We start from the raw sequence: 24275 nt of genomic DNA, 5'->3' as shown, positions 1-24275 counted from the left end.
GGCCTAACTACCCGGCGAGGGCCTGGAGGAGTTTGTCTTTGTTCCAGGGGACGACCCAGTTTTCGATGTGGATGTCGCGGCCCTGGCCGTCGCGTTTGCGGTCCACGCGGCATTCGATGACGGTGTCGGCGTGGTCAATCATGGTGCCGAGGCGGTCCATGGGGAAGGCGAGGAGGAGCTGGAGGCCGAAGTTGCTGGCGAGGGCCAGGCAGTCATCAATGCGGTCGCCGCTGAGCTTGGAAAAGGCTTCGTCCATGACAACGAGGCCGAGGTTGCGGCGGCTGTCCTTGCGGCCCAGGTCATAGACGCGGTGGAAGGCGGCGAGCATGGAGACGAAGAAGGGGGCCTGGTTTTCACCACCGCTCATTTTACGGGCGTTGTTCTGCAGGGAGATGGCGGCTTCTTCGCTATGACCGCTGGGGATCATGAGCATGTCGTAACGATGATAAAAGCGGTAGTCGAGCAGGCGCTGGGCCTTGGGATCATCGGGGTTGTCAATGGCAGACATGAGCTCCTCCTTGGCCTTGGTGATGTCATCCTGATGGGAGGAGACAAAAAGCTCGTCGGAGGGGTTGAATCCTTCGAGGCCGTTTTCGATGAGATTCCACATGGCGGACTGGGCGCGGTCGCGGGTCTGGGAGATGCGGTAGCGGTAGCGGCCGATGTCCTGGTCGAGGATCTTGCTGAGTTCCTTGGTGGTGCGGGTGGCCTCGTCAATCTTCTCGCGAAGCACATCCAGGACCTGGCTTTGCAGGCGCTCCTCCCACTCGCGGCGGCGCTCTTCGGCGATCTTGCGGTAGTGGTTCAGGCCGTGGGTTTCCAGGTCGTTGCAGCGGGCGTCGTAGCGGGCGTTGTCATCGTCCTCGGCATCGAAGTCCAGGCGGTATTCCTGGTGGGCTTCGGCCAGTTTGCGGCGTTCGTCGTTGCGGTCACGGCGGGTGCGCTCGGCGCGGTCATGGGCAAACTGGCGCCCGTAATCCGCCTGGTCCTTGCGCTTTTGCCAGGTGCCGCCGGCTTCCAGCGCAGACTTGAGGGCGGTGTTGATTTCATCCTGGGCGAGGCCGCGCGGCAGGCTGTTGAGGCTTTCGTGAAGGGAGAGGGTGGCGCTTTGGAAATCCTCGCGGCTCTGATCGAGCAGCTCGATCATCTGGCGCTCATTGACGGCAAAGGCGGTGACGGCGGTGGTCAGGCCGCCGATGCGCTGCTCCAGGCCGCGCAGGCGCATTTCCAGCTCGTCCATTTCCTGAAGCTGGCGGTCCTGCTCAGGCGTGGCGAGGAGCTGGATGGTCTCTTCAAGCTGGCGCTCGTTGGCCTCCATGCCGGGGAGTTGGGAAAGCTCGATGGCGGAGGCTTTGGGTGCGTCTTCGCCCAGGCGATGTTCCTGGCCGCGCTTCAGCCAGCTGCGCACAGCGTGGACTTCCCGGCGGAAGTCGTTCATGAACACGCGAACGCGCTCAAGGCCTTCTTCGCGCTCCTTGCGCATGCGGCGCAGGCCTTCTTCACCGAGGGTCAGCTCCTTTTCCTGGCTGAGATGGCGGCGCAGGCCGGGTTCTTTTAACAGGCCCTCTTTGGTGATGGCACGGTCGTGCGTTTTGAGCTTGGCGCTGCTGCTGACGGCGATGATTTGGCCTAACAGATGATTGATTAAAAGCTGGGCGACCGGATTTTTGGTCTCCAGCATTTCGGCCAGGGAACCGGCGGTGGCCACGGGCTTGAGGGCGCGGAGTTCATCGGCACAGATAAGCAGCTCGGTGCTGCTGGTCTTTTGAAACTGGTCCCAGGCGGCGAGGAAGGAATCATCCTCCACCAAAACGGTCTGGCGATGCGGGCCGAGGACGGATTCCAGCAGGGGCCACCAGGCCTCGAACTCAGGCTTCACCTCGACGACGCGGGCGAAGAGATCCGCCTTGTGACCGCGTGAGCGCAGGTTGTCCAAAAGGGGTGTGGCCTGCGTGCGGCCTTCGCTGAGGCTGACGAGCTGGTGTTGCAGGTCGCGCTCGGCCTTTTCCAGCTCTTCCACTTCCTCCAGCTTGGGGCGCATCCAGTCTTCACCGAGGCGGTTGATGCGGTCGTATTCGCGGGCGAGGCCGGGCAGGGCTTCGAGGCCGACATGGGCTTCTTCATTGCGGAGCTGGGCCAGCAGGTCACCGCGCTCCAGCTTGGCATTCAAACCGACACGCTGGCCGTGTTTCAGCCATTCCTCCCAATGCTGAGCGCGCTCATTCAGCATCTCATGGGCGGTGCGGGAGGCGAGGCGTAGACGCTCGATGCGGGGCATGAGGTCGGCCCGCTGGCGGCGCAGGTCATTGAGCTTGCGCAGGCTGTCGTCACGGCCGGCGACGAGCTTCACTTCATCATAACGGGCCTTGGCTTCGTCACGCTCGCGGACGGCGGATTCCATGCTGACTTTGTCCTCGGCATGGCGCTCACGCAGGACGACGAGGTCGCTGTCGGCACGGTGGAATTTCTCCTCGGCCTCGGCATGATCCAGGGCGGCGCGCAGGTGGCCAAAGAGGGCCTCTTCACGACGGGCTTCGCTGAAGCTGAGGTGATGGGCGCGGATGCGCTGGAGGTAGCTGAGCTGGTCACCCAGGGTGTCCACGCGGCGCTCCGCCTCGCGCAGGGCATCCAGGCTGCGGCGGACTTCCTTCACCTCCGGCAGGCCGGGTTCCAGGATATTTTCGCGGATGAAGCTTTCGAAGTTTTCCACCGGCTGGAAGGCGATGGCCCCCGGCAGGGTTTTGTTCATCTGCGTGCGGTCAAAGAAGAGGTGCTCACGCGCGCCCATCTCATCCAGATACGTATCCAGGCGGCCGAAGTGATCCCCCTGGAGGTCGCGCTTCACACGCACGCGGAATTCATCTTCGGCGAGCATTTGCTGCACCTCCGGCTGGGTGACATCCGGCTCACGAATGAGGTCCGACCAGTGCAGGCGGCAGGGGGTATAGAACCAGACATAGCGTGCATCCGAAGTGGGGCCTTCGTACTCCACACGCACGCCCCAGGTCTCCCGGCGCGGCTCCTCCTGGCCTTCTTCCAAAGGCCATTCAAACTCCAGTGCGGCGACGGTGACGCCGCTGGGGCGCAGGTAGCGAGGCTGGCCGTCCTTGGTCTTGGTATTGGTATCGCAGAGGCAGTAGCCGCGCAGATCACGGTCGCGGCCGGTGGGGCGCTTGCCATCGCCGGTGGCGGCGCGGTTGAAGCGGGTGCCTTTGCTGCCTAACAGGACGAATTGCACCAGGTCCAGCAGGGCGGACTTGCCGGTGCCGTTTTCACCGCAGAGCAGGGCGAGGCCGTTGACATCAATGATGCGGCGGAAGCCATACCAGTTAATGGCGATGATGCGGCTGAGGGTGATGCGCTGGGGGCGATCCATGAGGAGAGGGTCTTGACGTAAAAGTGGTTATTCTTCGAGCGTGAGCGGGGCGGCGGGAGGCTCGGGCTCATACAGCTTGGCGCGGTCCAGCCAGGCATCGATGCTGTCAAAGGGGATGCAGCGGGCGAGGCTGGGGAGGACCTCGATCATGGCATCCCCAGGGCGGGTGCTGTCCTCGCTGCGGATGAAACGGATGAGGCGCTTGCGGCGCAGACGGGCCAGCAGTTCTTCCAGGGCGGTGATGCCGGGCGGCTCGATGTGCTCAAAGAACACGCGCCATTTTACCCACAGATCATTGGCGCTGATGATGACGGTTTCAGCGGCCTGTTCGCTGCGGGATTCGTCATAAACGCGCCAGAGGGCGAGGACGAGGAGGGTTTCATCCTTGGTGAAGGTGGCGAGGAGCTGGCATTCCTCCGGCACGGGGCGGGCCTGCAGAAGGGGCGGCTCGTGGTCAATGATGAGCTCCAGGCCGAGGGGGGAGAGGTAGTCACGGATATGGTCTGTGTACTGGTCCCTAACCAAAAGGTAGGAATCGCGGCCGCTGCCTTCATCCCCCAGGATGACGCCATGGCGGAGGAGATCGGCGAGGACGTCGCGGATGGGGGATCGGTCGCGGTCGGGCACGTCGGCCCAGAAGGATGGCCAGGGAAGGGAACTCATGAGGGGCGGGCAAGGGCAAAACGTTCGACGCGCCAGCCAGCCTGGGCGTCACGGGGGATGGTGTCGGGTTCGAGGCCGTGACCGGCGCTGCTGCTGGCCACCTGCCAGCGCTGCTCCTGGCCGCTGGCGGCATCCACGCCATGGGTGTAGGCGGCAGCGGCCATGAGGTCCAGAAGCTCATCGGTGGTATCCAGATGGAATCCGTCGGTGGCGATGCCGGGGCCGTGATCGCGCAGGAGGCGAGCCACGAGGCGGGCGGCGCGGTGGGGCGTGAGGGCAAATTTTTGACGCTGGCGCAGGCGTTCCAGATCAGCGGCCTCATCCTCGGCGGACAGGGATTGCCCAAGCTCCAGCGCGACGGGCGTGCGGGCACGGCGCGGACGTGCCAGGGAGGCGGTGCCGTAGAAGAAATCCACCTCCGGGGCGGCCAGGGGGAAGTCGGGCTCGATGCGCAGGTCGTTGAATTTGACGCCACGGTGCGCGGCATTCACGGCGTCGCAGTAGCGTTTGATCATGTCCGGGCGGCGGCCGCGCAGTTCGGACTGGTAACGGTAACGCTGGACGGAAAGGCGGTTGAAGGAGGCAACTCGGGCATCAATGGCCTCCGCCCGCAGGCGCAGACCGGCAAGCTGGCGCTCCAGACGCTGGAGGTGTGCATTGGCCAGCTCCCAAGCTTCGTTGACGTCCAGGTTGCGGTATTCGGCGATGCCTTCAGCCAGGTGCTGGATGACATGGGGATCATCCCCGGCCTCGCGTACACGGCTGCGGGCCCTTTGCAGACGGGGCAGCAGGCCGCCGCCACGCAGGACATCGTAGCAGACCATGTGCTGGCCTTCGTGGAACTCGTGATAAAACAGGCGCAGGGTTTCGGCGCCGGACTCGGTCTCCCGCTGGCGTTTTTCAAAGCTGTGCACCAGCTTTTCCACGCCGTGAAGCTGGACGATGGCGCTTTCCATGCGCTGGAGCAAATCATGGATCGTGCCGCGCATTTCCTGGGCGGGAACGATGAAGGGATTCAGAACATCCCGCTGCTCCAGGGTGGTGCAGACACCGCGCAGGGTATCGGCAAAGCTTTTCAGTTCGGCCACCTCGTCCTCGGCGAGGTCGCGCAGGGTGCGCATGAGCGGGCGGAGGGAAGGGGAGATGACGACCCAGCGCTCATTGAGGCTGACGGACTGCTCCTCGATCCAGCGGACCTGGAGCATCTGGTTAAAGAGCTTTCCGGCGCGGGCTCGGGTGTCCTGCAGGCCGCCGCCTTCGTCCTCCTGAAGGGCGATCTGAGGATGCTGGGAGAGGACCTCGCGCAGGATGGCGAGGGCATCCGACTGCGGAAGACGGCCGGCCTCCCCGGCCTCCTGGATGAGGCGGTCGGCTCCGTCCACATACACCGGGGCTGAAGGGCGTACCAGCGGACGGAAGAAGTCCGCCGAGACGCTGGCAAACAGGCGCTGGCTGAGGTGGCTGGCTGGCATGGGGGAACCATCCTGACAGGACAAACGGGGACTGCAACTTTTGTCCCGTCGGACACTGCTTTTTAGAGATGCCCGACGGCGGCGGCCAGGGGATAGGAATCAGAGCAGCATCCACGCCCGGGAGGGTGAGATGCTGTGAGATTGCAGGCAACGCAGACTGGTCTTCAGTCCCCGGCGAGGAGGCGCTCCCAGAGGAGGTCGTTCATGAGGACTTTGGTGACGAAGTCACGGCTGCTGGTTTCGGTGGAAGGAGGGCTGTCGGCGAGGAGGGGGAGGTCTATTTTGAAGAGGGCTCCCTGGCCGGGCGTGTTTTCAGCCTGGATGTGGCCGCCATGGTGATAGACGAGGAAGTAAACGGCCATGAGGTTGAGGCCGAAATCCGGGGCGTCCTCATGGCGGATGGCGAAGGGATCGAAGACGGAGCGGAGGGCTCCCTGGGGGAGGCCGGGGCCGTTGTCCTGAAGGGTGAACTGGATGGAGACAGGCTCATTGGCAAAGCGCTGCGCCTTGGCGGTGAGGGCCAGGCGGGAACCGGCAGGGAGGACGTCAATCTCGTCTTTGAGGAGGAGATGGAACATGTGCTCGAAGCGGCCTTTGTCCGTGGAGATGGGCGGGAGATCGGCGGCAAGATCGAGGTCGAGGCGGATGTCCTTGGCCTGAAGGGCCTCCTGCAGGGAGGTGACGACGGCTTGGATGCTGTCGGCGACGTTGAGGGGGGCCTCGGCACGGATGTTATCGGCCAGGGAGGCGCCGTCCAGCTCGCCGATGAGCTCGGAGATGCGATGGGCCTGCTTAAGGACCTGGGCGTGGAAGTCCTGCCAGAAGGAGGGGTCCTGGAGACGGTCCATGTCCACGCTTTCCTGGCGCAGCTTCGTGGGCGTGAGGTTGAGGAAGGTCTGGACGGCCTCCAGCGGGTTGCGCAGGTTGTTGCAGAGACCGCTGGCGAGGACGCCAAGGGAGATGACGCGGTCGGTAATGACCATGTTCTGGAGGACGCTAAGCTTTTCGCGCAGGAGGTCGTCGCGCTCACGCTGGAGCAGGAAGAACTCCATGGCGCGGCGGAGGGTGTTGCGCATGTCTTCCACCTGGAGGGGCTTGGAGACGTAGCGGAAGACGTTGCCGAGGTTGACGGCATCCACGGTGACGCCAAAGTCGGCAAAGGCGGTGATCATCATGCGGACGATCTTGGGGCGTACCTGGCGGGAGCGCTCCAGGAGCTGGACACCCTTTTGACCCGGCATGCGCTGGTCGGTGAGAAGGACACCAATTTCATCGCCACGGGCTTCGATGAGTTTGAGCCCGTCGTTGGCGTTGGTGGCGGTGAGGATGCGAAACTCACTGCCGAAGGTTTTTTCGAAGTACTTCAGCGCCATTTCTTCGTCATCCACATAAAGGACTGCGTAGCGTTTATAATCGTAGTGGTTTTGCATGGGAGAGTCTATTAGACGGTGGATGAATCAGGCTTCAAGTATGGTGGTGGCGGCGGGAAATTCCAAAGTAAATTCACAGAACTGTCCGGGGGTGCTGTCCAGAAGGATGCGGCCCCCATGCTCGGAAAGGATCTGATGGCAGATGGAGAGGCCGAGGCCCATGCCCGCGCCGACATCCTTGGTGGTGAAGAAGGGATCGAAAACGTTGTTGAGAATATCCGCAGGGATGCCGGGGCCGTTGTCGCGGATGCGGAGGGAGACAATGCCGTCCGCCTCGGACGCGCGGATGTCGAGCGTGCGCTGCTGGTCCTCAGGGTATTCTTTGCCGGCCATCGCATCAAGGGCGTTCTGGATGAGATTGATGAGTACCTGGATGAACTGGTTCTGGTCTCCCATGCCTTCGAGATAGGGAGGCAGGTCGGTCGTGACCTCAACACCGTCTTTGATGGCGTGAGAAAAGAAACGGAGGGTGGTCTCGACGGCCTGGGTGACGTTGAAGTTGGCGGCGACCTGGTGGGTGGTGCGGGAAAAGCCGCGGAGGTCGCTGATGATGCGGGCGACGCGATCCACGCCGTTTTCGATGTCGCCCAGCGTGTCTTCGAAGTCAGGGCGGTCAGCCTCGGTGAGCTTGTTGGCGGTATCCCGCAGGACGTAGAGGGCCTGTTTGGCGTAGTTCAGCGGGTTGTTGATCTCATGGATGAGGCCGGCGCTGAGGCGGCCCAGGGAGGCGAGCTTTTCATTCCGGACGAGCAGGGCCTCCGTTTCTTTGATCTGCTCCAGGGCGGCCTCCAGGCGCTGTTTCTGCACCTGAAGCTCGCGCTGGTAGAGGTGGGAATCAGTGAGGTTTTTGAGCCTGACAGCAAGTTCGGTGAGGGAGAAGGGCTTGCCCAGGAAGTCGCTGGCACCGGCGGTGAGGCAGTCGAGCTTGGTTTTCTCATCGGCACGGGCGGTGAGGAGGACGATGGGGATGGTGCGGGTGGAGGTGCGCTCGCGCAGCTCGCGGCAGACCTGGAGGCCGTCTTTCTCCGGCATCATCATGTCTGAAAGGATGACGTCCGGGAGGAACTGGGCGGCTTTTTCCACGGCCTGGTGTCCGTCCACGGCCTCAATGATGTCGAAGGTCTCGCTGAGCTGGTTGCGCAGGAAGCGGAGCATGTCAGGCTCGTCATCGGCGATGAGGAGCTTGGGCTTTTTACTGCGGCGGCCGCTGCCCAGGCCGACTTCCACAGGCCGCAGCGTGGCCTGGAGGGAGGTCATGGCAGGGAACATCTCCGCACGGCGGTAGAGGTCGGAGATCCATTCTTTCTGCACTTCCGGCTCGAGGTTGTGGGAGTTCTCCTCGGATACCGGCTCCTCCTCCCGGGCGACCTCGTAGGGGAGAATAACGGACATTGTGGTGCCTTTGCCCCGCTCGCTCTCCACGGAAACGGAGCCGCCGTGGGCCTCGGCGATTTCTTTGACCAGGGAAAGGCCGATGCCCATGCCCTGGTATTTGCGCTGGGAGGAGGTGTCCGCCTGCCAGAAGCGGGAGAAAATATTGGGCAGGTCCTCCGGGGAAATGCCGACGCCGGAATCGCGGACGTCCAGGTGGAGCCAGTCTCCCTGCCGGTAGGCGTGGAGCTGGACGGTGCCGCCGGAGGGGGTGAATTTGAGGGCGTTGAAGAGCAGGTTGAGGCAGATACGCTCGAGCTTTTCCGCATCGGCCTGGACGCGGCCGAGGTCCTCCTGGCAGTCAATGGTGAGGTGGATGCGCTTGTCTTTGGCGACGCCACCGGCGGCATTGCCGAGGCCGCGGACAAACTCGCTGAGGGAGACGGGCGCACGGCGGATCTGGATGGTGCCGGACTCGAGGCGGACGAGATCCAGGAGGTCATTGATGAGCTTCAGCAGGCGCATGGCGTTGCTGTGCATGGTGGTCAGCAAGTCATCGCGCTGCGCGGAATCAATGCGGTCGCCTTTGGTGCGAAGGGATTCGATGGGGGCAAGGAGGAGGGTGAGCGGCGTGCGGAGCTCGTGGCTGACGTTGGCGAAGAAGCGGCTTTTGGCCTCGTCCAGTTCGCGGAGCTTCTGGTTGTTTTCGGCGAGCTTGGTGTTGGTTTCTTCAAGCTGGGATTTGGACTGCTCAAGCTGGCCGTAGGAGTCGGCCAGGGCGGTGTTGGAAAGCTCCAGTTGCTGGCTCTTTTCATTGAGGGTGAGCCGGAGGAGGAATTCGTTAAAACGGATGCGAGTGTACAGCCAGGTGCCGACGATGGCCAGACCGCCGGTGACGGTGAGGAAGTAGAGGTTGTTATAAAGGATGCTGTGGTGAGAGGTGAAGTCATGCCCCAGGCAGGCGATGCCATAGGAAAGCAGGGTGAGGCAGACGACGATGACGCAGTCCAGGGTGGACCAGCGCATGACGAGGGCGGCACCGACCATGATGAGATTCATGCCGGCGTAGTAGGGGGATTCCGCGCCGCCGTTGCGGTGGACCATCCAGGCGATGGCGAAGATGGGGGGGAGGCCGACGGTCAGGCCAAGGAGACGGACGGAGGTGACGGAGCGAGCCCAGCCGAGGCCAAGCCAGATGAGGCAGAGGCAGAGGCTGCTGACGAGGCGTGCGGGTAGAAAGAGGAACATCTTTTCCGTGTCGTAGGCGATGAGGTCCAGGCTGGCTCCGGCGAGGATGGCCAGAATGGAGAACAGGCAGCAGATGCGGAAGCTCCGCCGGCGGATGGGTGCCTCGTCTATCTCGAAGGCCTGCCAGAGGTGCTTGTTCTGTTTGGAGAGGAGGTCAGACATGCATGGGCTTGCGAATTTCCATGAAGATGTTGACCCCGGTTTCCTCAGCCTTGATGAGGGTGCTGCCAGGGGCTGCGCGGGACGGGGTGAGAGCGAGAAAGTTTTCGTCGGTGCGATAAACCAGATGCCAGTCCATGACGCACTCCATCCAGTGGCGGGAGGGGTTCCGGGAATGGACGTTGGTGGCGATGAGGAGTCCGCCCGGGGCGACCATTTCATGAAAAATCTCCAGCAGGCGGCGGCACACGCGGTCTGAGAGATAGTCAAAAAGCCCGGCGCAGTAAACGACGTCATAGGTGCCGGTTCCGGGGCGGACGCCTTCCTTCAGGATTTGATGGACGGATTTTTTTACAAACTCCAGCCCCGTGCGGCGGTTGTGGGCCAGGCTCAGGCCGGTGAGGGTCTGCTGGGTGTGCTCCAGGGTTTCATCATTGAAGTCCACCAGGGTGAAGTCCGCCTCGTTGCTGAGCTCATCCCCGGTCATGAAACGCTGCACTTCCTGCGCCGGGCCGCAGCCCAGATTGAACAGGCGGATGCGGCGGCCCAGGGCCTGGACACGCGCGGTTTCATCGTGAAGCATCTGGTTCAGATAGGTGATGCGGTTGCGGTGGGCGATGACCGTGGGAGACTCCAGGAAGACGCGGTTGATGAGCTTGGCAAAGACGGTGCTGCCTTCATACGGGGAGCGCAACATCATGCTGACCATTTCATAATCCCCCGCGTAGCCAAGCGGCTTTTGATAGGTGCGGTAGGTGAAGGGGGAGCAGAGGACGATGGGGTGCAGCTGGCGCTTGATGTAACCGCGGTGGATGGGGATGAGCTCCTGGGGCACCTCCGCAGCGGCTTCTTCAAATTTCAAAAAGAGCGGCCACAGCGCCGGAAGGACAAGTTTTTCGACTTCCTGGATGGCGTAAATTTCGGATTCATGGCGGTCTCCGCTGGGCAGGGACCGGACGCACAGCTCCACCTGCTCCAGCCAGCGTTTCAGGTCGGTCAGCACCGTCTGGATATCAATGACGATGATTTTGAACTGCGGATAGACACGGAAGATGCGGTTCGTGTCCTGCAGCATTTCCGCGAGCTCCCGGCCCAGGCCCTCGCGATTTTGCAGCGGGGCAAACATGTCCTGGTCCAGCCAGTCATCCTCCTCCAGGGAGGCCTCCAGGATGAGCATGATCCCAGTATTCACCAGATTGGTGATGACGGCCCGGCCGGAATAGAGCATCCGGTCATTGACGGTGACACGGAAGTCCGTCAGCACCTCCGAGAGCTGAAGGATGCTGTAAGGATTATAAACCTCAAAAACGGCCAGGTGACGGCTGAGGCGGTGCACCGTCCCCCGGACTTCTGCCCCCTGACTGTTACGGCATACGATGATGCTGAGGTTTTCGCCGACCAGCCCTTGCAGGCTGGAAGTCATTTCGGTGGATTCAGCGGGCATCTTGCAAGATGGTAACTTTGGAACTGGTAGTCACCAGCAGGGATTCTAGAGACTCTATTCTGTTTGCAGACAGTTCATCAGGGCGTCAAGAACATTATTGGAAAGGGTGAACTTAGTTCATGCGATCTTAATACTTAAAATTAAATATAATACATTGTATTGGTGAGTGATTTTGAGCTTTGAATCGACGGCATTGGATAAAAATCGACCTGAATAGTAAAGATTCACATTTTCACATAATTTTCATATCAAATTAAATTCCTTTTGATGGAGGGAATTTTGCTGTTCCACACGTCCCTGACAAGTAGCTTTTACCGACCGCGGTAATTGCAATTTCGTCATAAAATCCTAATCAATAGATTTACATAGATGGCGAAATTAAACAGGATCAGCATCATCAAAGGAATTTAACCGCAGATGGGTGAAAAAAAGGTATTCAAGTCCACCTTCAGAGAGAATCGGGGCGGAAGTAACAGTCTTCATGCGCCGCTCCCTTATGACTGAATATCCGACGTTCCAGGTGGCAATTTCCCAGATTGAACTGGCAGGACGGTCCCACAGATGTAGGATAAGACTAAGGCGGTCTTTCCCATGGACTGCTCCTTTCCCCCCATGAACATTGCTGCTTTTTTGATCCGGTGGTCCCTTGTCCTGCCGATGCTGGCCCTGCTCCCGCACACCCAAGCCAAAACCTTTCCGGCAGGTGCTGACCACTTTGCCGATGCCCCGGCCATAGATGTGCGCAGCGGGATGTCTGCGCCCACGGACATGTCCGGTTTCAGCCTGGAGGCGGGGGAGCGGCCCGACGAGCCGTGGGAGAGTCCCAGGAAAACGGCCTGGTGGAGATGGACGGCCCCGAGCTCCGGCTTCTGTAAGGTGGAGTGTTTTCACATGCCTGGGGGATTTCGTTCTGTTCAGCATGAAATGACGATTTGGCAGGGTGAGAGTGTAGAGGCAATGCAACCAGTCAGGACGAACTACGGCACCGGCCTGCGGTTACAGGCCAAAAACTGGCTGACAGGCACGTCTTTTCAGGCTGTGAAGGGGGAAACGTATCGCATCGCCGCTGATTTGGGCAATTATTGGTCAGAGGATCCCTTCAAAATCCAGGTGAGACTGATGCTCTCCCCGTCCAAGCGCATGCTAAACGGATTATGGAGACTCGCCGATGCCGGGGGCAATACTGTGGACCTGGGCCAAGTGACGCTGGCATTGGCGGATAACCGCCGCTTCACTGGCAAGCTGACCCTGCTGGCAGGAACCCGGGGCTTTACGGGCCAGTTTGATGAAGAGGGGCTGGCCACAGTGACTCTGAAGCGCACGGCTCTTGGGGCGGGCGAGACTACGCTGCGGCTGGATGTCTCCGGCGACGGAGTCTTCAGCCTGGAACGTGACGGCCTGATGGCGGCCGGAAAGCTGACGGAGCGCGCTTTGTTCAAGCCTTATTTTGGCTATCCTCAATACCGGACTTTTGCCTGCGTTTATGAAAATGCTGAATCCGGCCAGACAGGCGCAGGCAGGCTGTTCATGGAGGTGGGCAAGCTGGGGGCCGTCAAAGGGGTGGGCATGGGACTGGACGGTGATGCCTTTACCTTTGCGACGGGCCTGATGGTGTCTGAAACCATGTCTGAATATGAGGTGACCATTCATGCCCGGATCCGGGGCAAAAAAGGTGCGGTGCAAATGACGGTGAAAAACTTCGTGCCCTACGGTTATCCCACCCATGTTGTGCAGGGGCATTTTTTCCGAGCGCCTGATCCAAGGGCGGATTTTTACCCGGACGGAATTGATCTGCAGGTGGGCGGGCATGGCAGTATCGCTCCCATGCAGTCACACAACCCGGCAGGCAGCGCCCTGCTGACTGACTTTGAGGACGGGCGTGTCCTGGTGGTGAACGAGGCCCAGGATGGACTGGCCCCGGGACCGATCCTGGCGGCCGTGAACCTGACAGGGGGCGGCCCGGGTATGTTCATCTTTGCCCCCCACCCGCAAAAGCCCGTGCTGAAGGGCCAGTGGAAGAAAGCCATGGTCAAGGGCAGCATCACCGATGCGTCCGGCAAACGCCGGCCCGTCACCCTCACCCTCACTTATGATGGGCCGAGCGAGCTGAACCGGCTGACCGGCCTGGTTCGTGGACTCACACGGACGCACAAGGCCGAGCTGCTGCCGCCTGACAGGTTGCAGGACTGAGCTGCGCAGGATGCGGCTTTTTTCCTGACAGCCTGGCCTTGATGTGGGACGTAGTGTGGCGATGATGAATGCGATGACGGACCGTTCTTCCCCTGAGGTGGTGATCGTGGGCGCAGGGCCTGCGGGCTGCACGCTGGCCGCGCTGCTGGCGCAACGGGGCGTGGCCTGTGTGGTCTTTGACGATGACAAGCGCCCGGACCTGCTGGTGGGGGAATCGCTGATCCCGGGTGTGGTGCCGGTGTTCCGCCAGCTCGGCATCGAGGATCGCGTGGCGGCGATGTCCGTCCGCAAACCGGGAGCGTCTTTCTTTGTCACGGATGGAGGGCCGCGCATCCATTTCAGCTTCAAGAATGTGGAGGGGCACCTGCCGCCGTACTCCTACAACACACCCCGGCCGGAGCTGGACAATCTGCTGCGGCTTCGTGCGGAGGAGCTGGGCGCACGGTTTGTCCATGCACGGGCGGAGCTGGTGGCGGGGGTGGAGGACGGGGAGCCGGTGATCCGCCTGGGCGCAGCCAGCCTGGAAAAGGCGGGGCTGAAGGCGGAGGCGCGGCCGTTGCTGGTGGATGCCTCCGGCCGGGCGCGGGCCTTCGCGCGGGCCATGGAGATCCCGGCGGTGCGGGGGGAGCGGAATGATGTGGCGTATTTTGCCCATTTTGAGGACTTTGATCACGATGAGGTGGAGCCGGGCCAGGTCATCATCTCGGTGCTGCGGGCAGGCTGGAGCTGGCGCATCCCCCTGCCGGGGCGGCTGTCCGTGGGCATCGTGGTGAGCAAGGAGCATTCGAAGACCCTGGGAGAGACGCCGGAGGAGCGGCTGGAGCAGGCCATCCGCGAGGAGCCCATCCTGGCGGCCAAGGGCGCAAGCGCCCGGCGGGTCAGCCCGGTGATGACCTATACCAACTACCAGCTCCTGTCTGAGCGCGGACACGGGCCGGGCTGGGTGCTGCTGGGGGATGCCTTTGGCTTTGTGGACCCCATGCTTTCCCCCGGCCTGTTCATGTCCCTGGAGGGCGCTCGGCAGCTGGATGCCTGTGTGTTTTCCAAAGGACCGGAGCTTTTGAAAAACCCGGCAGCGCTAACGATGGCCATGGACCGCTACAGCCGCCGTATGGTGCAGTGGCATGAGGCGTGGACTGAGCTGGTCCGGTACTTTTATGACGGGCGCATTTTCCGCATTCATCTGGCGGGCAAGAACCTGGCCATGAAACCTTCCCCCTTTAACATCGCCAGCGTGATGGAGCGGCATTCCACCTTCCACATCGCCAGCATGGCCTCCGGCGGCTACACCCGCTCCCGCTACAGCCGCGGCCTGATGCGCATGCTGGCCCGGCACCTCGTCTGGGGCGTGGCCGAAGCGGAGAACTTCTGCGTGCGTGACGTGCGGCGGCAGGAGCTGGAGAAGGCGGCGTAGGACAGTGTGCCGTTTTCAGTATGCGGTATTCGGTATTCAGTGCTGAAGACGGGTTGATGAGGGGTGAGGTTGTTGGTTAGGCTGTTTTTTCCTGAAGGCTATGAGAATGTCCGAAGTCCTGTTGTATCTCAAATGCATGGCCGCCATGTTCGGACTCAGCGTCGCTAAGGGCTATTGGGTTGCAGCCGGGAAGCTGGACGATGGGCCGGTCACCGAGGGGGGCAAGGCCGCGCTCCTTTGTCTGCTGTTCTGGCTCTTTCACCGCAGCTATCTGGCCGACAAAGCACGGAGCGAAGCGGCCAAGGCTGCCGCTGAGACGGCTGAGGTCAATGACCCGCAGGCCTGAGCTGGGGAAGGCTGCGCAACTGGAAGGCGGCATTTGCTAACAAACGATGCTTCAATGAGTGCGGTCGCGGTCAGTCCTGGCGGGGTGGGATTTCGATGAGTTTTTGCCAGACGAGGCTCAGCAGGCGGCGGAGGGTGCTGTGGGTGAAGAGCAGGAGGGTGAGGGCGTGAAAGGTGAGTAGGGTGCTGAGGTAGCGCAGGAGATGGAGGATGAACAGGGTGTAGGGAGGGGGGCTGGAGGCGGCGGGGCGGAGTGACCAGCGGAAAGTGAGGCCTTCCTTGGGAGGGCGGGGGTGTATGGTCGCAAAAACGGTTAGGCTGTTGGGTCTTCAAAAGCTTTCCGCATGCGGAGTGGTGTTTCGAACCTCAGAAGACTGAGGGTTGAGGGCTGCATTCATTGCGGACTAGGGCGTCCTCAATCATACTCCAGGAAATGGCCGTCGAGCATTTGGTTCATGGGGAAGGGGCCGCCGGAGTGGGGGCCGAAGAAGAAGCGGATCATGGTGCTGGCGGTCCAGACGCTTTCGCCGCCCATCGTGGAGTATTCGAGGCCGGTCATGAGTTTTAAACGATGTTTGGCGATGTGGTAGTTGAGCCCGATGTAGCCGGCCTGGTAAAGATCTCCATTGGGGAGGCCGGCGGGGACTTCGTAGCGGCTTTGGGGTTCCAGGCCGCGGGCGCCATTCGATGCGGCGATCTGGTAGCGGAGGGCGAGCTGCAGGTTGTCGGTCAGGAAGTAGCTGGGCTGGAGGTTGAGGCCGTAGGCATCGCCTTCATCACTGCCGAGGCCGGCGGTGAGTTCGGTGACGAGGGCGGCGGAGCCTTGGGTGAGGATGAGGGCGGTGGAGAAGGCGTTGTCAAAGCGGTCCAGGTTGGTGGCGTTTTCATTGGCCTGGCTGTGCAGACCGGTGATGTGGAGGTGGGCGCTGTCGGCACCGAAGGGCTTGCCGATGTTGATGTAAGCGGCGGCGAGGTAGGAGTAACCGGAGTCAAACTGGGTGAAGGAATCCGCCATGTCGCGGCTGGTGGCGTTGCTGAAGAGGCCGGTGTAATAGGTGACGGGGCCGATCTTTCCCTGGAGGGTGACGGCGGGGGTGTAATCCGCGCCGACCATGTTGGTGAGCATGCTGCGCTCCAGGTAGTTGATGTAGCGGCTGGAGACGTTGCGGTCGTGGGTGAAGCGGTGCTTCTGCTGGCCGACGGTGAGGGCCACCTGCGGGGTGAAGGCCCACTGGGCCCAGAGCTCGGTGAAGCCGTTGTAAAAGGGCTCCGCATCACTGCCGCTGACCATCTGGGCATGAAGGCTGAGCTTGTGGAATAGCTGCGCCTGGGCACCCATGCGGAGGCGGCGGATCTCGTGCCCTTCATCCTCGCCAACGCTGCCTTCGCTCCAGTGATAATGACCGTGGTATCGGCCCAGGATCCACAGTTCCTGGAGGATGTCGTTGGTGTCGCTTTCGTAAAGGCGGCCCAGATTTTCCAGACGGTCGCCGATGGAGCCTGGGGCGGGCAGAGTGGCTGATAGGAGGGGGGCGGCGGCGGGCGGTTGCGCCAGCGGCTCACCGGCGTGGGCGCTGCTGAGCAGGGCCAGGGCCAGGATGAGAGGCTGCTGGCGGAGCAGGGAAAAGGGGCGTGGGGTGGGCATCAGGCAGCGCGGTGCGAGCGCTGGCGGATGCTTACGCGGGGGGAAGGGAAGGGCAAATGGGAATGTAAGAGGGGGCAAGGCAGGCGGGGATGACTGCTCAGTGCTCAGTTGGCAGGGATCCTCATCATGACCTTGTTCAAGACCTTCATCTGGGCTCGCAGTTGTGAACAGAATAACAGATGATAAAATTCATTCATTCATGATGGACAGCATTTTATTCTGTTCACAACTGCGAGGCCGATGAGGACAGGGCATTGGCAAGATGTGTTTCAATCTAATTTCCTTTGACGTCACCGCCCTTGACGTCACCGCCCTTGACATCGCCGCCTTTGACGTCACCACCACGTACGCTGCCATCGATGGAGACGCTGCCTGGAGTCACGACTCCTGGTGTGACGGTGCCGGGGGTCACGCGGCCGATGAAGGTGAGATCGGAGGGGGCTGGGGTTGTTTTTCCCTCCCAGGTGATCATATGGCCAGCTGGGATGGCTGTGGGCTTCACGGGTGTGGCCTTGCCATTGGCAATGATATAGACCTGGTCATTCACCAGGGTGATCCCGGACAGGTCCCTGGCGGAGCGGGCATCTGGAGCCACCGCCACTCCTTCCGGCAGGCCTGAGATACCTGCTGGCAGGGCCTGCAGACGGCCATCGGACAGGACCATCTGTCCTTGGGGCACGGTGCTGGCATCGAGATGGCCGGCTTTTCCCCCGCTGACCCAGAAGAGGCCGTCATCGCGCAGGAGAACGCCCCCTTGAACCAGCTGTGAGGGACTGGCAGTGGCAGGGTTTTGGGCAATCAATAAAGGTGTGGAAGCCGCTGCCAGGCCAAAACCCAGCAGCACAGCAGCGAGACGAATGTGTGTTTTCATACGCAGGAGTTCGCACCCCAACGGGTTTCTGGGCGGTCAGAATGGTTGTTTCAGCCAATCCATTCGATGGCATATTAATTGCTAAGCAAAAAAAGTTCGATAACCCACGGCCTGCCGCTTTAATGCGGATTGCAATTTAGCCTGGGAGAAAGAGTCATTCGCAAGTTGCAGGATCGCCAGAAACTAAAAAAAGGTGATTTTTTTTAGACCCTCATTTTCAAAAATGGACGCGAAGAGTCCATGTATGAAAACACATACCCAACCCAAATTCATCAAAACCACAGCCACTATCATTCTGCTCGCATGCCCCTTGGCAGTAAGCGCACAGAGTTCCAGTGACAGCAAGAAACCTACCTCAGGTAGCACCAGCGGCACCACTTCCGGCAGCACCGGGAGCGCCACCACTGGCGGCTCTGCCACAGGGGGCACAACCACCGGTGGCAGCACCACCGGCGGCAACACGACGGGTGCCACGATTGAAGGCAAGAACTTCAACAAGGCCACCATCACGGCCCCGACAACGGGCGGCGACACGACTGGCGGTAACACAACTGGCGGAGCTACCACGGGTGGTGATGCCACAAGCAGCACCTCCGGCCGCACCAGCGGTTCTACCTCCGGTTCAACCAGCGGTTCCACCTCTGACCGCGACTCCGATGATACGGCCAAGCCGATGCCCGGCAAAAGCGGTGAGGCACCTGGTCGTAGCAAGTCGCCAGGCCGCAGCGGCGAGGCTCCTGGCCGCACCGGTGATACACCAGGGCTGGAGGACAATGACAATGCCCAAAGCACCACTGGCAGCACTACGGGCCGGACCAGCAGCAGCACCACAGGAGGCTCGGCCACCGGCGGTGCCACCACTGGCGGCGATACGACGGGTGGCAACACCACGGGCGCTACGATCAATGGCAAAAACTTCAACAAAGCCACGATTACAGCTCCCACTACAGGCGGCAGCACCACCGGTGGTGATACGACCGGCGGCAGCACGACTGGCGGCAGCGCGGACAGCAGCACGTCGGGTTCAACTTCTGGCACGACCTCCGGCTCGACCACAACCCCAACCAAGCCAAAAAACTAGTCTGCGAAGCAGATATACAGGTAGGCTGCCCGCCTGATGATCCGTGATCCTGGCTCCGCTCCCGGAACTTTCCGGGGGCGGGGCTTTTTTTTACCTCATGCCGTGGACATTGAGCTGGTGGGTGGGTAAGGCAGTGCTCAACTATGGACTTCCAGCATAAAGTTTAGGTGAAGGAAGTTCTCTAAAAGGTGGTCACATGCACGGGGGAAATGCAGCCGTGACGCCCCGCACGAAGAGTCGCTGCAAGGGTAAGATGAAGGTCTTGATGAAGAGCCGGGGTGTCATCACCATCTGCAAACTTGTTCTGTTCAAGGCATACATCTTTGGTTTGGGACGCTGGATGGCCTAACAGCATGTATAACCTGGGGTGTCGTTTGGCCAGGGGCTACGGCGAAAGCGGCACTACGGGGACGACGGTGACCTTGCAAATGGGGGTGGAAGGACCGTGAGTGACGTCTGCCATTGCACCGCCGCCCTCGGTCTTCTACTTCTCTGAATCCTGCTTCTTCAGTGTCAGCACAAAAGCAGTTCCGCGCCCGCTGACGGGGAGGTGGGTGAGGTCTCCGCCCAGCTCCCGGGCGAGCTGGCGGCTGAGGGCCAGGCCGAGACCGACGCCGGGCGCGCTGTGGGCGGCCTCGGTGGCGGATTTGCTGAAGGGCTGGAAGAGACGCTTCATCTGCGCGTGCGGCAGGCCTGGGCCGTAGTCGCGAAAGGTGATGCGCAGGGCCTTGTGGCTGTCCTCCACGGTCAGGTCCAGGCGGCGGGGATCGCAATCCGGGGCGGCGTATTTGCAGGCGTTGTCGGTGAGGTTAAAGAGGATCTGCTCCACGGCCATGGCATCCACCCGCAGGCGGGCGGCCAGGGCGGCGGGTGCGGCATCCAGATGCAGCTCCAGCCCGGCAGGAGCGGTGCGCTGGCGCAGGCGCGGGAGAATGCGGTCTAACAAACTTTGCACCTGGGTGTCCTCCGTCCGCCCGGCGGTGCGGCCGCGCTCGATGCGGGAATAGGCCAGCACGTTTTCCACCAGGTGCATGAGGCGGGTGGATTCATCACAAAGGGTCTGCAGGTAGCTGCGGCGCTGGGCCGGCTCTGGCACCATGTCATCGGCCAGCATTTCCGAATAGAGACGGAAGGTGGTCAGCGGCGTGCGCAGCTCATGGGTGACGGCGGAGACAAACGCGCCCCGGCGCTCGCTCAGCAGCATGGCCCGGTGCAGGACGTAGGCGATGGCCACGGAGGCGGCGATGAGGCAGGCCCAGGCGATGAGCAAGGCGGGCCGCAAAGGGGAGCGCGTGTCCAGGGGCACGGCCACGGGACCGGCCAGCAGCCTCACCGGCAGGGTAACGAGTGCCGCGGCATCCGTGCGGGCGGCCTCCGGGCTGATGGGCTGCAGCGTGGCGCCGGGCAGGAGGTCCCGCACGGTTTCCAGGAGCCGGGTTTGCAGTTGCGGCCAGTCCACCCACACCCCCTGCACGCGGGCGGTGCCGTCCAGCGTGGCCGGGCGGGTCAGCAGCAGCTCCTGGCCCAGCCACTGCGCGCGGAGATCTCCTGCGAGTGCGGGCAGGGACTGCCTTTGCGCCGGGGAGGAGGCCGGTGCCATGGCGGAGGCTGTGTCTGATTTCTGTCCACGGCTCAGATAGCGGGTGCGCACCTCCGCCAGCAGGGAGGAGCCGATGGAGGGCTCGTCTGCGGTGGGGTCGGATTCTGCAAGGGATTCCGCGGCTTTCGGGGCCTCTTTGGCTCCCGCAACCGCGGACTGGGCAGCAGTGGCTGGCGGCGGCGTGGGCGCGGTTTTTTTGAGCTGCGGTTTCGCCAGCTCCTGCTTCTCCGCGTAAAGATTGTTGCTGAGCACCATGGCACGCTGGCTTTGCTCTACGCTGTTGGCCAGGACCTGTGAGTCCAATGGCATCTGCCTGTCAGCAGCAGCCGTCGCCGCTTTTTGCTTCTCCAACGAAGGCAGCGGAGGCAGGGTGTTGGCAGGCGCGGTTTCCGTTACAGGCGGAGCATCCTTGGCCGGAGTCTGGACGATGTCCGGGTGCTGTTTCAGCAGGGTCTCCAGGGCGGTCAGCTTTTGGGCGGCCCGGGCGGTCTCCGGGGAGGTGTCATACCAGCTCGTGGCCAGGGTCTGCTGGCTGCCGGTGGGCACCTGCGGGCTCTGCAAGGCCGCCTGTCCGGACAGCCGCTCAAAGTGAAGCTGCACCAGATCCGGCAGGCTGCCGAACAGGGGCGATGGCATCAGCGCCTGGCCTTTGGGAATGCTCTGCGTGCGGCTGGTGAAGAGGTCTTCCGGCGCATAAAAGGCCTGGTAATGGTGCGGCGGGCGGGAGTTTTCCCGAATGAGCAGGGCGCTGGCCATGGAGTCCATGCGCCACAGCGCCAGGCGCACCTTTTCCTGCACCTGCGCCTCCTCCGCCGTGCGCCGCCGCTGCGCCTCCAGGTCCAGCATGCGCAGGCTCATCCAACCCATCGCTCCGGAGAAAACCAGGAGGCAGAGGGTGAACAAAAGCCAGCGGACGAGGGAGGACATATAAAATGACGAATGACGAATACTGGAGCGCACGCGTCTCGCGGAAAACCGTTGAGAGACTCGCGATAGCTTATAGAAAGAAGATCAAAAGAAAAGTCACTTGGCAGGCGTCTTTGAGGTGTGAGTGAAGGATTAAATATGTTTTTAGTTAGGCCGTGCCCACATGCGCCTCCTGCTGCAGCATGTAGCCTTTGCCACGCACCGTCAGCAGAAACTGCGGCGCGCTGCCGTTGTCGCGGAGCTTCGCCCGGAGATTGGCGATGTGCATGTCCACGGTGCGCGTCTCCGTGTGGCGCGGCTCAATGCGCCACACGCGGCGCAGCAGCTCCTCCCGCGAGATCGCCCGGCCCCGGTGCGCGGCCAGATACTCGATGAGGCTGCATTCCTTGTCAGACAGCTCCTCGCGGCTGCCATCGGTGAAGCGCAGCTCCAGCCTTTCGATGTCCGCCACACCCGCCGGGAAGGGCACCTGCCGCACCTGCCTGGGCCGCTCCGGCGACCGCCGCAGCACGGCCTCTACACGGGCCAGCAGCTCCCGCACGCTGAAGGGTTTCACCACGTAATCATCCGCGCCCAGCTTCAGGCCCTTCACCCGGTCCGCCTCCTCTCCGCGTGCGGACAGGATGATGACGGGCGTGCCGGGCCGGTGCTCCTTCAGCGCGCGCAGGATTTCGAAACCGTTGTGGTTAGGCAGTACCAGATCCAGCAGCAGCAGGTCAAAGGTGGCCGTCAGCGCCAGCTCCATGCCCGCCAGGCCCTCCGCAGCCTCCAGGACTTCATAACCGGAAAAGCGCAGCGCATCCGTCACACCACGCCGGATGGCGCTGTCGTCTTCAATGACAAGGAGGGTGGGCATGGCGGTTTCGGTTTAAAGCCTTCAGTCTTCAGTCTGCGGTGTCATCCTTGTGCAGGTCAAGACCTTCATCAAAAGCGGTTTTCCGCATTTCAGTTTCCTATCTTCGGGGTTTTCATCTTGGCCTGCACTTCACTGCCCTCAAACGGAAGCCGTGTCGTGTTCACGTCCAGCAGAGGCCCCAGTTCATACACGTGGGTATAACCATAACCTTGCAGGCTGACCAGCGTATGCAGATTCAGCGCCGTGCTGAAGGACTTGGAAATAAAGGACACCGGGCTGTTTTCAAAGTTGTTGTTGCAGTAAATGAGCACGGTGGTGTCCTTTCTGGGGATCACTTTGGCGAGATCCGCTTCATTGAAATCCGGCAGGCTAAGGTTCACGGCTCCGCGAATGTGGCGGAGGGCAAATTTGGCGGCACTGCGGGCATCCAGCATCACCACGCCAGGCCTCTGCATCATCTGCAGAAACTGGTCCTCAGTGAGGCGGTGCGATTCCCGTTGGCCCTCCACCGCCAGGACATTTTCCTGGAAGCCGGAGAAGGAGATCATCCGGTTGGGGATCACAGGGATCGTCGGCGGTTCAGCCATCGTGACCGCCAGGACGCTGCAAAAGGCTGCGGCAATAAGATGCGTTTTCATGGGATAAAAAGGTGGGGATGAGCAATGGGAGACATTATTTAAAAATGATCGCCTTCTTCTCCGCCTGCTCGCGCACCGCTTTCACGATGGCCTTGTCCAGCGTGTCGTCCTGGCCGCTTTCTTTGGCTTTTTCGGCCACGTATTTCTGCCGTTCTTCGTTCAGCTTCTGGATCTGCGACTGGATCTGGCTGCGCTCAGCGGCCTTCTTGTCCAGATAGGTCTGGCGCTCTTCAGGCTTCAGGGCTTGCATCTCAGGGGGCAGGTCGCCTTCCTTCAGCTCTTCCAGTTTCACGCCCGCCTTTTTATTGGCGTCCACCAGGTCCCAGCTGTTGTTGCTGTAACTGGGGCTGGCCTTGGTGAGCGCGCGCTGCACGGCGGCTCCGGCTTTTTCAAAGAGGCTGGCATTGCTGTCCTGACGGCTCATGTTGGATCTGCCGCGCCCGCCGTCTTTGCCATACTGGATGTAGGTCTTGTTCAGCTCGATGCTCAGGCGGGTGATCTCCTTGTCCTGCGGAGCCTCGATGTGAACGACCGCCTTGTCCTGGTCAATCGTCAGGAAGCGGCCCTCGGCCAGAGCCGCGCCGGTGCGCCAGCCGCCGTTCTCGCCATCCGCCTGGTTGCCGCAGTGGATGGTGTTCACGACGACGCCCTTCTGGATGGCCGCCTTGCACGCATCCTGCGCATTCACCGGCCCCTGGGTGAAGGGCTCATTGCCGGCGATGAAGATGACCTTGTAGGTGGAGCCCTTGGCATCCCAGGCCAGGCTGTCCAGCGCATCGCGGATCACGGCACCGCAATATTCGTTGCCGCCGTTGGTGGTCAGTTTGAAGAGGTTTTCGGACACCCGGTCCAGGTCCCGCGTCAGCGGCAGCACCTTGCGGATGTAGTTGCTACCGATGCTCAGGTTGTTATTGCCGTATTCATACAGGGCCACCTGCACCACGGGTATTTTGTCGCCCTGCCTGGCATCGTTGAATTCATTGACGATGCGCCAGAGCTGGCTCTTCGCCTGCTCGATGAGACCGTCCATGCTGCTGCTGGTATCCAGCAGGATGGCGATTTGTACCAGCGCTTCATTGTCACGGATGGCATCTGTTTTCGCGGGCTCTGTGGCCTGACCCAGAAGGGCGCTGCTGAGGATGAGACCAAGGATGGACTGCCGGAGGGTAGGTAATGTTGTTTTCATGGCAGACCCAGCCTGCACGCAGGCTCCGGCGGCGTCTGTAAAGCGCGTGTAAAAGAACGGTGCGGAGGGGCGTGCAGGGGCTGGGGGGCTGTCACCGCCAGGGAATTGGAGGGTCTAAATGCTTAGGCGGGCGACAAGCATGTTCTCTATAGAAAGGTTAGATGAATGGAACTGCCTCAACAAAATCGCCCATTCTAATCACATGACATTCAATCGCGTACAAACGAACATCCCCAACGGGGGAATTGATTTTCATCCTCATTTCTCGCCTGCCTACCAAGACACCTATGCAAATAATCAATCATAAGTCGTAAATCATAAATCCCCTCTCCGCCTCTCCCATTGACCCGCCGCGTTTC

The 24275-nt window shown here is 61.5% G+C and carries 16 protein-coding genes; 4 read left to right on the top strand and 12 right to left on the bottom strand.

The window, feature by feature from the left end; translation table 11 throughout:
- Positions 1-7 precede the first annotated feature (7 nt).
- From WJU23_RS01980 to WJU23_RS01955, 6 genes are all read right to left on the bottom strand, one after another.
- Positions 8-3376, bottom strand: a complete 3369-nt coding sequence (locus WJU23_RS01980; protein ID WP_346330846.1) for an SbcC/MukB-like Walker B domain-containing protein — start codon at positions 3374-3376, stop codon at positions 8-10.
- Positions 3377-3403: 27 nt separating this feature from the next.
- Positions 3404-4039, bottom strand: a complete 636-nt coding sequence (locus WJU23_RS01975; RefSeq protein WP_346330845.1) for a DUF4194 domain-containing protein — start codon at positions 4037-4039, stop codon at positions 3404-3406.
- Positions 4036-5511 (bottom strand): Wadjet anti-phage system protein JetA family protein, encoded by a 1476-nt coding sequence (locus WJU23_RS01970; protein ID WP_346330844.1) that lies wholly within the window; start codon positions 5509-5511, stop codon positions 4036-4038. Before WJU23_RS01970 ends, WJU23_RS01975 begins: the two co-directional genes overlap by 4 nt.
- 164 nt (positions 5512-5675) lie before the next feature.
- A complete protein-coding gene (locus tag WJU23_RS01965; protein ID WP_346330843.1) occupies positions 5676-6941 on the bottom strand; it encodes a hybrid sensor histidine kinase/response regulator in 1266 nt (421 codons plus the stop codon).
- Positions 6942-6968: 27 nt separating this feature from the next.
- On the bottom strand, positions 6969-9722 hold the full coding sequence (locus WJU23_RS01960; protein WP_346330842.1) for an ATP-binding protein: 2754 nt from the start codon (positions 9720-9722) through the stop codon (positions 6969-6971).
- Positions 9715-11163 carry a class I SAM-dependent methyltransferase gene (locus WJU23_RS01955; protein ID WP_346330841.1) on the bottom strand — a complete coding sequence of 483 codons (1449 nt, stop codon included), beginning with the start codon at positions 11161-11163 and terminating at the stop codon, positions 9715-9717. The genes WJU23_RS01960 and WJU23_RS01955 overlap by 8 nt, the downstream gene beginning before the upstream one ends.
- Positions 11164-11775: 612 nt before the next feature.
- Between WJU23_RS01955 and WJU23_RS01950 the strand changes: the two genes are divergently transcribed.
- From WJU23_RS01950 to WJU23_RS01940, 3 genes are all read left to right on the top strand, one after another.
- Entirely contained in the window at positions 11776-13353 is a 1578-nt protein-coding gene (locus WJU23_RS01950) for a hypothetical protein (protein ID WP_346330840.1), read from the top strand.
- Between the two features lie 73 nt (positions 13354-13426).
- The gene (locus WJU23_RS01945; protein ID WP_346330839.1) at positions 13427-14767 is read left to right on the top strand and encodes an NAD(P)/FAD-dependent oxidoreductase; all 1341 of its coding nucleotides are present in this window, start codon (positions 13427-13429) and stop codon (positions 14765-14767) included.
- Between the two features lie 106 nt (positions 14768-14873).
- Complete coding sequence (locus WJU23_RS01940) at positions 14874-15113, top strand: hypothetical protein (RefSeq protein ID WP_346330838.1); 240 nt, start codon at positions 14874-14876, stop codon at positions 15111-15113.
- Positions 15114-15527: 414 nt separating this feature from the next.
- Here the strand turns inward: WJU23_RS01940 and WJU23_RS01935 are convergent, their stop codons facing one another.
- Positions 15528-16757 carry a porin gene (locus WJU23_RS01935; protein ID WP_346330837.1) on the bottom strand — a complete coding sequence of 410 codons (1230 nt, stop codon included), beginning with the start codon at positions 16755-16757 and terminating at the stop codon, positions 15528-15530.
- A 274-nt stretch (positions 16758-17031) separates the two neighbouring features.
- Complete coding sequence (locus WJU23_RS01930) at positions 17032-17628, bottom strand: hypothetical protein (RefSeq protein WP_346330836.1); 597 nt, start codon at positions 17626-17628, stop codon at positions 17032-17034.
- Between the two features lie 244 nt (positions 17629-17872).
- Here WJU23_RS01930 and WJU23_RS01925 point away from each other — a divergent pair, with 244 nt between their 5' ends.
- Positions 17873-18709 (top strand): hypothetical protein, encoded by an 837-nt coding sequence (locus WJU23_RS01925; protein ID WP_346330835.1) that lies wholly within the window; start codon positions 17873-17875, stop codon positions 18707-18709.
- A gap of 484 nt (positions 18710-19193) precedes the next feature.
- On the opposite strand, the gene WJU23_RS01920 is transcribed toward WJU23_RS01925, so the two are convergent.
- From WJU23_RS01920 to WJU23_RS01905, 4 genes are all read right to left on the bottom strand, one after another.
- On the bottom strand, positions 19194-21236 hold the full coding sequence (locus WJU23_RS01920; protein WP_346330834.1) for an ATP-binding protein: 2043 nt from the start codon (positions 21234-21236) through the stop codon (positions 19194-19196).
- A gap of 148 nt (positions 21237-21384) precedes the next feature.
- Positions 21385-22092 carry a response regulator transcription factor gene (locus tag WJU23_RS01915; RefSeq protein ID WP_346330833.1) on the bottom strand — a complete coding sequence of 236 codons (708 nt, stop codon included), beginning with the start codon at positions 22090-22092 and terminating at the stop codon, positions 21385-21387.
- Positions 22093-22181: 89 nt separating this feature from the next.
- Positions 22182-22730: a rhodanese-like domain-containing protein gene (locus tag WJU23_RS01910; RefSeq protein WP_346330832.1), complete on the bottom strand. Its 549-nt coding sequence runs from the start codon at positions 22728-22730 to the stop codon at positions 22182-22184.
- Between the two features lie 34 nt (positions 22731-22764).
- The gene (locus WJU23_RS01905; protein WP_346330831.1) at positions 22765-23916 is read right to left on the bottom strand and encodes a VWA domain-containing protein; all 1152 of its coding nucleotides are present in this window, start codon (positions 23914-23916) and stop codon (positions 22765-22767) included.
- Between the last annotated feature and the right edge of the window lie 359 nt (positions 23917-24275).

The sequence above is a fragment of the Prosthecobacter sp. SYSU 5D2 genome, from assembly GCF_039655865.1.
GTDB lineage: Bacteria > Verrucomicrobiota > Verrucomicrobiia > Verrucomicrobiales > Verrucomicrobiaceae > Prosthecobacter.
This window is presented reverse-complemented; position numbering and strand designations above follow the sequence as displayed.

What these genes read in the sequence shown, in the direction of transcription:
- WJU23_RS01955 (WP_346330841.1), bottom strand. Translation starts at nt 11,163, where the DNA reads ATGCCCGCTGAATCCACCGAAATGACTTCCAGCCTGCAAGGGCTGGTC.
- WJU23_RS01935 (WP_346330837.1), bottom strand. Translation starts at nt 16,757, where the DNA reads ATGCCCACCCCACGCCCCTTTTCCCTGCTCCGCCAGCAGCCTCTCATC.
- WJU23_RS01920 (WP_346330834.1), bottom strand. Translation starts at nt 21,236, where the DNA reads ATGTCCTCCCTCGTCCGCTGGCTTTTGTTCACCCTCTGCCTCCTGGTT.
- WJU23_RS01980 (WP_346330846.1), bottom strand. Translation starts at nt 3,376, where the DNA reads ATGGATCGCCCCCAGCGCATCACCCTCAGCCGCATCATCGCCATTAAC.
- WJU23_RS01930 (WP_346330836.1), bottom strand. Translation starts at nt 17,628, where the DNA reads ATGAAAACACACATTCGTCTCGCTGCTGTGCTGCTGGGTTTTGGCCTG.
- WJU23_RS01970 (WP_346330844.1), bottom strand. Translation starts at nt 5,511, where the DNA reads ATGCCAGCCAGCCACCTCAGCCAGCGCCTGTTTGCCAGCGTCTCGGCG.
- WJU23_RS01915 (WP_346330833.1), bottom strand. Translation starts at nt 22,092, where the DNA reads ATGCCCACCCTCCTTGTCATTGAAGACGACAGCGCCATCCGGCGTGGT.
- WJU23_RS01950 (WP_346330840.1), top strand. Translation starts at nt 11,776, where the DNA reads ATGAACATTGCTGCTTTTTTGATCCGGTGGTCCCTTGTCCTGCCGATG.
- WJU23_RS01940 (WP_346330838.1), top strand. Translation starts at nt 14,874, where the DNA reads ATGTCCGAAGTCCTGTTGTATCTCAAATGCATGGCCGCCATGTTCGGA.
- WJU23_RS01905 (WP_346330831.1), bottom strand. Translation starts at nt 23,916, where the DNA reads ATGAAAACAACATTACCTACCCTCCGGCAGTCCATCCTTGGTCTCATC.
- WJU23_RS01965 (WP_346330843.1), bottom strand. Translation starts at nt 6,941, where the DNA reads ATGCAAAACCACTACGATTATAAACGCTACGCAGTCCTTTATGTGGAT.
- WJU23_RS01960 (WP_346330842.1), bottom strand. Translation starts at nt 9,722, where the DNA reads ATGTCTGACCTCCTCTCCAAACAGAACAAGCACCTCTGGCAGGCCTTC.
- WJU23_RS01975 (WP_346330845.1), bottom strand. Translation starts at nt 4,039, where the DNA reads ATGAGTTCCCTTCCCTGGCCATCCTTCTGGGCCGACGTGCCCGACCGC.
- WJU23_RS01925 (WP_346330835.1), top strand. Translation starts at nt 17,873, where the DNA reads ATGAAAACACATACCCAACCCAAATTCATCAAAACCACAGCCACTATC.
- WJU23_RS01945 (WP_346330839.1), top strand. Translation starts at nt 13,427, where the DNA reads ATGACGGACCGTTCTTCCCCTGAGGTGGTGATCGTGGGCGCAGGGCCT.
- WJU23_RS01910 (WP_346330832.1), bottom strand. Translation starts at nt 22,730, where the DNA reads ATGAAAACGCATCTTATTGCCGCAGCCTTTTGCAGCGTCCTGGCGGTC.